Raw genomic sequence first — 10,798 nt, 5'->3', positions numbered from 1 at the left:
CTTCTTTTTAGGCTTCGGTTTAACCTCTTCTTTTTCTACTTCTTCATCTTTAAAGTCCGTTTCAATATTGTCTTCAGATACCTTTTTATCTTCTTCCGCTATTTCATCAAGTACTTCTTTAGTTAAAGTACTTCTTATATCATCATCTTCAACTTTTTCATCTGATTCTAGTCCTAGATCTTCTTTAGTCAACCAGCCTTCTACATATTCAGCATTAAAAGCTTTAGACTCTAGTGCCATGTAGATTGAACCTTGAGTATCGCTGAAAATTACTCTTCCAGCGTCCTCTGGTTTAATACCCTCTGTTAGATTAGTTACATTAACCTTTAATACTCTTACTTGAGTTCCATTCTCTTTGTTCGTAAATCTCAACCTCTTAAAATTCATCCTTAATATTTCTCCTTTTGGTTTATATACTAAGAAAAGTTTTTGACAACCTTGCAGGCTTTTAAAATTATTTCGCCTTTATCCTCTATGTATTCTGAAGTGTTTTCTACTCCTTCTACCAAATTACAATGATCAAAAACATCGCCTCCAACTTCAACAACCTCATCTTCAAAAAAATCCTCTAGTGTTTCTCTATCATACATTTCATATCTATAATCACCTTGACTAGTTAGCATATATGCTGAGGTACCATCTATCTCATCCATGTTTTCATAATCAGATGTCCCATATAAAGGGAAGTCTCTTTCATCATCTCTTCCTATATTTGTTTTAGAATTTGGGATTAACTCCCCTACTTTATATTTATGATTATCATATCTAACAGCTACTGTAAGATGATTCTTTTCTAGTCTATCCTTGTTGGATACTAGATACTCAATAACTATGTTAGTGATATCCTTAGAGGATTCTCTAATCTTAACCTCTGTTCCTGTCTTTACAATTACACCTTCTATTAGTGTATCTTTTGTTAATTTCATATTATTTCTCCTTTTGTTTTATATATAAGCTTCTAAACTAATAGTTGAATTGTTTTCTTTGTATTCTAAAACTCTATATCCTGCTTTAGTTAGCCATGCTGATACTAGTTGTCTATGGCAAAAGTCCTCTGATTTCTCATAACACAATAGTATAGCATCTTCACCTAGTTCATCAAATACTGCTTTAGGATCTAGTCTATCTAGAACTTCCTCTTTATACCGGGTGGTATACTCCTCTTCAGTTAAATTACCTTGCTTGTAATCATACAATAATGAACTTGGTGGTGCTAAAGTTTTATAGACTTCGCCCTCATACCATGAGGGGTTTGTTCTAGCTATAGATACTGGTTTATATCCAGTAGAATCTATCTTTTTAGACTTCGCAAAGTAGGATGTTAACACTAGTACAAACCCTTATACTTTTCAAATACTTCTTTATTTAAAATCCTAGACCACCAGTCATTTAAAACTCTATCACTTTTTATATACTCCCCCGTTAGAGGGTGTTCTCCTAAGTCTAACCTTGAATGAAACATGATACAGATAGTATAAACATTATCAACTTCACACCTTAGTTTAGTAGACTTGCTACGTGGTATAAAATGGGCTGGGGTCAATCTTCCTGTATATCCATATAAGCTATAGCCACTTTGAATAGCTATATCCTTCTCTCTATCAGTTAGAACTTTCCAGAGTTGGCACTCTTCTCCATCTCTCTTATATACAGCTTCTCGGCATTCTTCCCACTCAGCTTGATAACTCAAACCAGACTCTTTATTATTTAAAGCTTCTACTTTCCTAACATGCTCTTTATATTTTGTAGCTAACTGCTTATCGTTAAGCTTTGACTTTCCAGTATATCTTGATGGACTAGGTAAATAGCCTGTTGACTCATATTTTTCTGTGAACTCTTCTAAAGATATTAGACTTGGCATAGTATTTAATCCTCTTCTTTTTTAGTTGATTTTGCACCTTCAATAACCTGAGCGAATTTTAATATAGCCTGTAGCTCATTTGCAGACATTTCGCCTGATATATTTCCTTCACCTTCTGATCTCTCGTTGTTTAATAAAACATTGGGGCTTTCTTTAGTAGGTCTTAATATATCGAACAAGGCTTGAATTTTACTAACTTTTTGTTGACTCTCCATATTCTTCTGTTTTGCTAGTGTATCACTTAGTCTAAATATCTCATTAACTTCTAGACCATCTTCCTCCATAACTTCAAATAGCTTTTGATTAACTATGTTTTGTTGGTCTGTTAATACCTCAATATTATTGTCATTGATATTTGACATTTCTGAGTTAATAAAGGACATGACAGAGTTTTTGAATCTATCATTACTTGTAATCTTTTCAACTTTACTCTCTTCATCACTATCTTTACTAACATTACTTGCTAATTTACTTAATCCATTATCCATTATATAAACTTCCTTATCTCATCAATTGCATCTATACTTTTACTATCTATATCTTCAAAGTTATTTTTAATCTTTTCAATTATACTCTTCTCTAACTTTGCTATGTTTTTACCATATCTTATAGCATTTACATCATTGAAGGGTAATAACTTATGAATCTCTGGCCAAGGTTGCTTCTTTAATTCTTTATAGTAGAAACAAAGAGAGCTAATCATTATATCTTTTAACTCTTCTTGTGAAGGTAATTCTAGTGTTGAACCTCCTATTAAACCTAGTATCCGAGTAAATGTTTCTAATCCTAACTCATTATAGAGGGTAGATAAAGTATCATCCTCTCTTGAATATAAGAACATAGATACTATATTTAAAAATAACTCTTCATCTTTTTTAGGTTTAGTCTTAAATATCCTATCTACTTTTGCAGACCATACAGTATTTAATCCCATTATTATATAACCTCCTCATTATTACTAATAATAGTATTATTCTCTTCCTCCTCACTTTCTCTACCAAACTTCTTAGTATATTCTTCATAGGATATAACTTGATTAGTCATTACAATCTCTTCCCGAATAAAATCATAGATACTTTTCATTGAAAACTCGGATAGCATATGATGGTGATTACTATAGTACTCCCAATAGTCTACTATATCCTCATCTTTTATATTAGGATCAATTTGCATATAAATAGACCTTAAAACTATGATAGCAGTTTTTAAATCATAATTAACTACACACTTTATAAAGAGATTATCTAATAAATATGTTATAGCTTCTATTTGCAACTCTTCTTGATATTTGTTTAAAATATATTCTTCTGAACCTACCATCCCTTCTACCACTTCGATCAAGTGAAATAAATATAAACTATTATCTGAAGTTATAGGGGTATTTATAGAAGTTTCTAATAATTCTCTTTGTTTTTTCTTAGGATTATACATAGGGTTTAGTACATGAGTCTGTAAGTAGCCTATAAATGATCCTGATATTTTAAAGTTAGGATTATTGATGTACTTTTCCATAAAACTTACTAAAGAAGTCATTACTAAATCATGCCTCTTTTCATCTTCTAGATATACAGCACTTGATTTTAACTTGCTACTTATAATATTATGTAATAATTGTTCTATAATAATCATCATTTCCTGAAAAGACTCTAAATTAGCTTCTCTATCTTCTAGATATCTATCTTGTAGTAAAGCTAGATCACACTCAACATTTGGTTTATCCCAGTATCTAATGTTACAATTGGGACATAGTTTTGGTGGTCTTTTGTTTTCTTCTTTAGTGTATTTATGCTTACACTTACAGCAGTAGGTATGTTTTTTCTTACTCATATATTAAACTTCCCTCCCATTCTCATATATATGTTTTAAAGTAGGAAATCTTAGACTAGTTTTACCTTTCTCATTTGTAGTTTCCTCGAAGTATTGGACCGAAATAGTCTTCCCTATAATCTCAGAAGGATTATTATAGAATAATTTTCTTTGCTCAATAGTAAATCCTGATCCTACTTTAACATCGAAGCCTTTATGCTCTATGTGTATAGCTGTTAATGTCTCAATTTCTTTTCTAGTGCCTAATTCTACTACTTGAAATAGGCCTGTCTCTATAGCTAGAACTTCATACTCAGCATCAAAGAACTTTTTAACTTTGAGTATATCATTAGATCTTTTACCTTTATATACAGTATCTTTTCTTAAAATTAAGCCTTCCCATCCATTAGCAATTGACTTAGCTTGTAGAGTTTCAAAAGATTCAGGAGTCATTTTTATTTGTTCTAGCACTTCTAGTCTATCATTATTTTCCTTCAGCTCTTCTTGTAAGCAGAGTAGTCTCTCAGAGAATATTCTAGTTGAAGTTTTGGATTCAAACTCTTCTATAGTTAACATGTCAAATATCTTATATTTAGGATTAGGAATAGTAAAGTCTTTTTTCTTATATACTTTCATTATTTTAGTGAAATCCTCTTTACCCTTCTCATCTACTATACAAAGTTCGCCATCAAATACACAATTTTCTATTGTTATATTTCTTACAATACTATTTTGAATATAGTCTAAAGTAAAAAACTCTTTCCCTTGTCTAGAAAAGAATCTAACATTATCTCCTTTCTTAATAGCAATACATCTTAACCCATCTAACTTGTGGCTACCATAATAGTCCTCTAGATTAACTTTAGAAGATACTTTGCTATAAGAATTGGCTAGTGCTACATCAAACTTAGGAATCAAGTCTTTAAATACTTTGTTAATATTAGATGTTCCCATTCCTATTTTAAGATCTTTATCAATTATATTGTAAATTAGTTCTAGGTGCTGTATATTATTTATAATGAGAGCTTTAATATATCCTATAGCTCTATGTCCTGTTAATTCTTTATTACTAAGTTTATCCAATAGCTCAAATATAGTTAATTCATTATGTATAAATTCTATTCCTTCCAGCTTTTTAACATTATCTGAAGTTACTCCATACATTTTCATTGGGTCATAAACATAGTTTAATATCTTTTTACACTCTGGATATAGAGCTAAAGTTTCCATCTTATCATTCGCACCATTAGTTTTATTTAGATCTGTAACTAAGTTACTTAATTGTACCAGTGTTTCTTCTGTATTCATATTCTACTCCCTTTCTTATTAACAGTATAGAGTATTATGAGACTTTAATCAAGTAGTATTCTTCTTCTTTTTGGCTTTAGTCTTTGGGATAATAAAGTTGTCTGGTACTTGATATTCTTTTTTAATATTCTCTTCATATCTCCATGAAGTCTCTTTTAATAAAACATCATAGACTTTAGACCATGCTGAAGTTCTCTTTGATAGCTTATGTAGAGTATGCCCAGTTTCATGGCAAGAATGACAGCAAGGTATTATATCTAGTATCTCTAGCTCCTTTACACCCATATGTTCATAGGAAGTATGATGGCACTGTAATTTTAGAAGTCTTCTCTTATCACCTTTTTTATGTTTTTGAGTGTTTACTTTATATATTGACCATCTAGGTTTTCCACATATCCCACATTTAACATTAGGATTATCTAATATTAACTTTGATAGCTTTTTCCAATAATTGGACTTCATATAGATAGCATGGCTTATATTTTTCATTGTTAATGGCTCCCTTAGTAAAATAGTACTTTACCTACTAAGGGAGTTTTCTACAATGCTAACGTATTTGCTTCAAAATTGTTGATTAGATAGGAATTAAGCTTATCTTTGTGGGTCACAACTATAAGCTGTTCATAGGCTTCACTCATATTTCCTATTGATTCATATAAACTTTCAGCATTTTCATCGGATAAGCTTGCATCCACCTCATCAAGTATTATAGCTCCTAGATCAATAGCTTTATTAAAGCTATTTACAAAGGCTAAGTTAGTTATACTACCTTCAGCACCTGATAGACCTCCTTTAGCTGTTTTAAGATTCTCTTTATTCCCATATTTTAGTTCTATAGCTCCTTTTTTCTGCTTAAAAGTTATGTTTAAAGATTTATCATAAATTTCATCTATAGTATGATTCATATCATCCTCTAGCTTTCCTATACTTTTACTTATAATGTAATTTGGGAAGCCCTTAAGAAGAATACTCCTAGCAGTTTCATGCTCAAGTAAATTAGTCTTTAATTTATCTTTAGTTTTAGTCTCTTTAGTCAATTCTTTTTTATCAGCTCTCTCTTTAATAATTAAGTCTTTATTATCTTGTTTTATAGTCTTGTTTTCTGATAATATATCTTCATAGTCTTTTACTTTTGAAGATACAAGAATTAACGCTTTTTCTTTATCTTCAATAGTTTCTATGTTATATGAGACTATTTCTAATTCTAATTTAGACTTTTTAGCTTCTAAACTAATATTATTTGTCGTAAAATCAACAATACTTTTTTCTAGAGACTTAATTCTACCATCTAAAGTGCTATTCTTAGAATCATATACTACATCTATATTAGCTAACTTCTCTTCATGTAGTGTTATAGACTCTTTATTATTCAAAATTTCTTTATCTATTCTAGTCAAAGCTTCTTTAAGATCTTTTTCTAGTTGTATATCTAGATTAGAAAGTTTAGCTTTTTCATTAGATAATTTATTATTTATTTCAACCTTTTTATTAGAATTAGTATTATTAGTCTCTACTTTTTCTTCATGCTCATCTTTTTCAACTCTTAGCTTTGCACTTATTGACTCAGCTTCAAATAACTCTGATTCTTTAATCTCAAGTTCTGTTTTATACTCTTCAATAGTAGAAGCTTCATAGTCTCTACCACAGGTAGGACATTTACCATTTTCCATATTTTCAATAGACTTTTTCAAAGACTTAATATCGGACTCAATACTAGTACACTCTTTGTTATAGTGGTCTAATGTGCTAGAATCAAACTTAGCAATTCTTTTAGTAGGATATAACAATAGTGTAGATTCTAAGTTATCTATAGAACCTTCAATCTCTTCTTTTTCTTCTCGATGATTATATTGTAGATCCTCTTCTTCTAGTCCATAAGCACTTTCTAATCTAGTAGATTGACATTTTAAATCCTTTAATTTATTAGTAGTAGACTCTTTATCAGTTATTCTAAGTTTGTTGTTTGTTTCAATTTGATCTCTATAATCAACTATCCCAGCTTTAGCTTCTGAAGTTTCACAGTTATTATATGTAATAGTAGCTGTTAATTTATCACACTCTAATTCTTTTGATTCCTTCTCACTTAATTTATCTCTAAGTAAGATTAACTCTGAAGATAATTTCTCTTTATCTTCAACATACTCTTTATATTTAGTTTCAAAGAAAGGTAGTTCTTTAACAATCTTAGGATCATAAGTTCTTGACTCTAGAGCAAATATTCTCTTATCTACTTCTATAATATCAAGTTTAATTCTCTCAATCTCTGGTTCAACTTCTTTCTTAACTTTAGAGGTATAATCTACTCCTTTAACTTGTTTAATTAGGTCTCTACGTGTTGAGTCTGTTATGTTAACAATATTATTATGATTTTGTCTTAAGAAGAGAGCATTATCAACTAGTACAGGATCTAATATCTCAGCTAGTGCTTGTAGAGTTGATTCACTTCCTTCTACTGCTAGTTCATCATTGATATATAACTTTCTATTGCTCTTAGCTGTTTTACCTATTAAGTCAAGTCTCATTTCTGAAGTATAAACATTACTATCTTTTTCAAAAGTACAAGATATCTCAAAGAATGTATCCTTAGCTTTATCGTTTATTAACTCTTGTAGTGTCTTAGCTGACTTTATTCCTAGTAGTAGAAGAGAGATACCATCAATCTGAGTACTTTTTCCAGAACCATTTCCACCTATTAAAATGTTAATTCCTTCTTCATACTCATATTCTACATAACCTAATTTTGATTTAAAGTTGGTCATCTCTAGTTTTCTTATTATCATTTACTCTCCCTTAAAATCCCATTCTAGGAGTGTTATCATCACCTAGAATAAACCTTATTATCTTCTCTAATAATGTAGATTGAGCAGGCACTAAAATCTTACCACAATCTATACAAATTACATAATCTCTTTCATTAGTAATCCTGTCATGTTTACATACTAACTGCTTTAAAAATCTTAACACTTCCTCTCCTATGTTTATATTAGTATAAAGTATTCTATTAGTTTAATCAAGTATAGGTGCTATAATCTCCTTTTCTTATTCTATAAAAGGTTTCGCCTTCTTTATTACTATTTTTTAATCCTGATTTCCCACTTAACTTATCACCATCTTTTGTAATCTCATAAGTACTAGAAAAGTTAGTTAGCAATACTTCATTTAGTGGATATATTCTACTACCTATATTTAAAACGAATGACTTTTCTTTTTTTAGACTATTCATAGTCTTCTCTATTAGTGGTAGGTAAAAACCATCACACCATTCTTCAAAAGACTTATATTTTACTAGGCTATTAGTCTCCTCAGTACTATACTCTTCTGAATCATAATAAGGTGGTGAGGTAAATGCAAAGTCAAATGTTTCATTTTTTAAGTTACTCTCTTCAAAAGGTAAACACTTTATGTCAGCAACAAATGAGCTATTCATAGTTTTTATAAACTCGGATAATTTAACTAAACCAGTATAAGTTTTGGTACTAGGATCAAAGCCAGTATAAGAGTCTACTATAGTAGAGGCACCTAGCATTCTACCCCCCCACCCAGAACAAGGGTCTAAGACTTTACTATTCTTATTTAATCCATAGTTCTTATATAAATCTCTAGCTATGTGTGGAGGAAACTCATTAACATACTGAACTCCATTTATTCCTAGTTGTAGTACTTGGTATAATAGCTCTTTAACCTTTCCTTTTTTAAAAAGTGTAGCTCTAGCTAGACCACTAATAAAGCTTTCAGTTTTTAGAGCGTCAAAAATACTTAACTTAGAGCTTTTAGTTTTAATATCTAGTCTATGTGAATTAAATAATAAGCTAGTTTTTTGGCAAGTTTTTTGACCAGCCATTAAACCTGCATATTCTACTATCTCATTAAACTCATTAGTTAACATTCCAGTAAACTCTTTTAAGGATAATTTACTCATTGATGTATAAAGCATTTTTTCTAAATCATATCTATCTATCTCATTCTTTTTAAAACTGCTATCTATAGTTTTAGGCTCTAGTATACTATCTAAAAAATCCATTATTTAAAACTCCTTCTGATCTTATCATTGTTTAATCTCCTCTCTATAGATGTTAGTTTAGTATATTATGTGGGTTGGTTCAAGGGCCTCCTCTTTAGTTTCTATGAATTCTGGATCATAACCCAGCTCATACATAGATCTACCATTCCATAACTTTTCTATTAGTTCATTATCAACACCTTTACATCCTGTAGCTTTTTTATGTCCCTTTGTATAATTTAATTGTAATAGATTAAAGTCTCTTGATCTACAAGACATTTTTAACTCTTTAGGTTTATACTCATTTATGATAATTAAGTAGTCCATGATTTTACTATATTGTCTTAAAAGATTAAAAGCTGTAATAGATACTTTAGATCTCATCCTAGTAATACCGAAGGGTACACCTTTTTCATCTTTTCTAATCAAAAGTTTAGAGGACGCTTTCTTAAAAGCATCTGATTCTTTATCCTTGGTAGATAGTATAGAGTTTAACTCATATCTGTTATAAGAAAACTCTTCTTGAGTAACCACCTTATTCTTAAGAATCTTTAAAATCTTACTAAATTTAAGAGGTGAGTAGGCTTCTTTACATCCCCAATTATAGTTTGACCAAAGTAAACGATTTATACTTAAAGCTGTTTCCCATCTAGGATCATCTGTTTTAAATAGATCGTATACTGTAATAAGCTGAACTATCTCTCTCATTATCTTAGATGATCTTCTACCTTTTTTAATTTCATTAAAGAAAATCTCTCCTCCACTTAGATTATTGTCAAAGTGTACTTCTGCTAGGCCTTTAGTTTTAAGATTTTCAAATTCTTCTATATTATCTTGATATAATTGATAAAAACTGGCGTGATGGTCATAAACTCTAAACTTAATTTTCTTTTCTATCATTAAATCTAATAAAGTTTTGTCTGGGCTCATATCAGCAAAATCTACTTCATCGTAGTTAGTTATTAGAGAATAATCGAAGTCCTCTTTTTCTAAGTCTTTATAGTCCATGCATAGTGTTCTATCATAATCTAACTTGAAGTAGTCTGCTACTAATAGGCAACTACAGCAGTCGAGATCAATATGACTTATAAGTAGTTTTCTTATTTTTTTGTTTATCATTATTTACTTCCTTTATCTTTAGTAAAAATTGAATCTTTTAAAGTCCATTCATATGGAAATTTATGTTTTGACATCAATACTCCTTATCCGTAAAGGTAATTCTACTTAATATTCTACCATTAAGTCTTTTTATTTCTTCTCTATTATGAGGACACCTAACTATAGTAGCCCTAGCATTAGGATTAGAAGTTAGAAAATCAACTATATTTTTAACTCTATCATCAACTAATATGTCAGCTCTAACTAATCCTTTGTTATTCATGAAAGTTATATTGTTTCTATTAAGAAAAGGCATGTTTTTCTTTAACCATTTTACCTTCTCTGATATCATAACAGGATTATTATTACAGGAAGTACAAATTCCTATATTATGTCCTAAGTATATAAACTCTCTAGCTTCATCTATAAAGTCCATATTAGGTTCTACATTAGAATAAAAACCCTCTTGATTGATATACTTCATAATTGTAGTCTTTGCCTCTGACTTTATATAATCTTTAATATCCCAAGATAATATATCACTAGGTTGTACATTATCATTAAACTCAACATTGTAAGCTTCTAGCCATGCTTTATGGAGGTTAGCAACCACACCATCCATATCATACATAATTGTTAACATTATTTATTTCTCCTTTTTTTACCAATATTCACTAATTTCTACTTCTTCTTCTCTTAAGTGTTCCATAAGAAAGCTTCCATAT

At 29.9% G+C, this 10,798-nt stretch carries 14 protein-coding genes; all 14 read right to left on the bottom strand.

Annotated features, from left to right (window positions below; all coding sequences use genetic code 11):
- A partial coding sequence (locus PF569_06475; GenBank protein MDA3855883.1) for a hypothetical protein occupies positions 1–387 on the bottom strand: 387 nt, incomplete at its 3' end.
- A 29-nt stretch (positions 388–416) separates the two neighbouring features.
- On the bottom strand, positions 417–926 hold the full coding sequence (locus tag PF569_06470) for a hypothetical protein (protein MDA3855882.1): 510 nt from the start codon (positions 924–926) through the stop codon (positions 417–419).
- Between the two features lie 18 nt (positions 927–944).
- The gene (locus tag PF569_06465; protein MDA3855881.1) at positions 945–1,328 is read right to left on the bottom strand and encodes a DUF488 family protein; all 384 of its coding nucleotides are present in this window, start codon (positions 1,326–1,328) and stop codon (positions 945–947) included.
- Entirely contained in the window at positions 1,328–1,861 is a 534-nt protein-coding gene (locus PF569_06460) for a hypothetical protein (protein MDA3855880.1), read from the bottom strand. The genes PF569_06465 and PF569_06460 overlap by 1 nt, the downstream gene beginning before the upstream one ends.
- 5 nt (positions 1,862–1,866) lie before the next feature.
- Positions 1,867–2,349, bottom strand: a complete 483-nt coding sequence (locus PF569_06455; GenBank protein ID MDA3855879.1) for a hypothetical protein — start codon at positions 2,347–2,349, stop codon at positions 1,867–1,869.
- On the bottom strand, positions 2,349–2,795 hold the full coding sequence (locus tag PF569_06450) for a hypothetical protein (GenBank protein MDA3855878.1): 447 nt from the start codon (positions 2,793–2,795) through the stop codon (positions 2,349–2,351). Before PF569_06450 ends, PF569_06455 begins: the two co-directional genes overlap by 1 nt.
- Before the next feature lie 2 nt (positions 2,796–2,797).
- Positions 2,798–3,688, bottom strand: a complete 891-nt coding sequence (locus PF569_06445) for a hypothetical protein (GenBank protein MDA3855877.1) — start codon at positions 3,686–3,688, stop codon at positions 2,798–2,800.
- 3 nt (positions 3,689–3,691) lie between these two features.
- Positions 3,692–4,975, bottom strand: a complete 1,284-nt coding sequence (locus PF569_06440) for a hypothetical protein (GenBank protein MDA3855876.1) — start codon at positions 4,973–4,975, stop codon at positions 3,692–3,694.
- Between the two features lie 48 nt (positions 4,976–5,023).
- A complete protein-coding gene (locus PF569_06435) occupies positions 5,024–5,464 on the bottom strand; it encodes a hypothetical protein (protein MDA3855875.1) in 441 nt (146 codons plus the stop codon).
- Positions 5,465–5,514: 50 nt separating this feature from the next.
- A complete protein-coding gene (locus PF569_06430; GenBank protein ID MDA3855874.1) occupies positions 5,515–7,755 on the bottom strand; it encodes an AAA family ATPase in 2,241 nt (746 codons plus the stop codon).
- Positions 7,756–7,765: 10 nt separating this feature from the next.
- Positions 7,766–7,939, bottom strand: a complete 174-nt coding sequence (locus tag PF569_06425) for a hypothetical protein (GenBank protein ID MDA3855873.1) — start codon at positions 7,937–7,939, stop codon at positions 7,766–7,768.
- A gap of 46 nt (positions 7,940–7,985) precedes the next feature.
- Positions 7,986–8,996, bottom strand: a complete 1,011-nt coding sequence (locus PF569_06420) for a hypothetical protein (GenBank protein ID MDA3855872.1) — start codon at positions 8,994–8,996, stop codon at positions 7,986–7,988.
- 57 nt (positions 8,997–9,053) lie between these two features.
- The gene (locus PF569_06415; GenBank protein MDA3855871.1) at positions 9,054–10,094 is read right to left on the bottom strand and encodes a hypothetical protein; all 1,041 of its coding nucleotides are present in this window, start codon (positions 10,092–10,094) and stop codon (positions 9,054–9,056) included.
- A gap of 73 nt (positions 10,095–10,167) precedes the next feature.
- A complete protein-coding gene (locus tag PF569_06410; GenBank protein MDA3855870.1) occupies positions 10,168–10,716 on the bottom strand; it encodes a hypothetical protein in 549 nt (182 codons plus the stop codon).
- Between the last annotated feature and the right edge of the window lie 82 nt (positions 10,717–10,798).

Source organism: Candidatus Woesearchaeota archaeon, from assembly GCA_027858315.1.
GTDB lineage: Archaea > Nanobdellota > Nanobdellia > Woesearchaeales > UBA583 > UBA583.
This window is presented reverse-complemented; position numbering and strand designations above follow the sequence as displayed.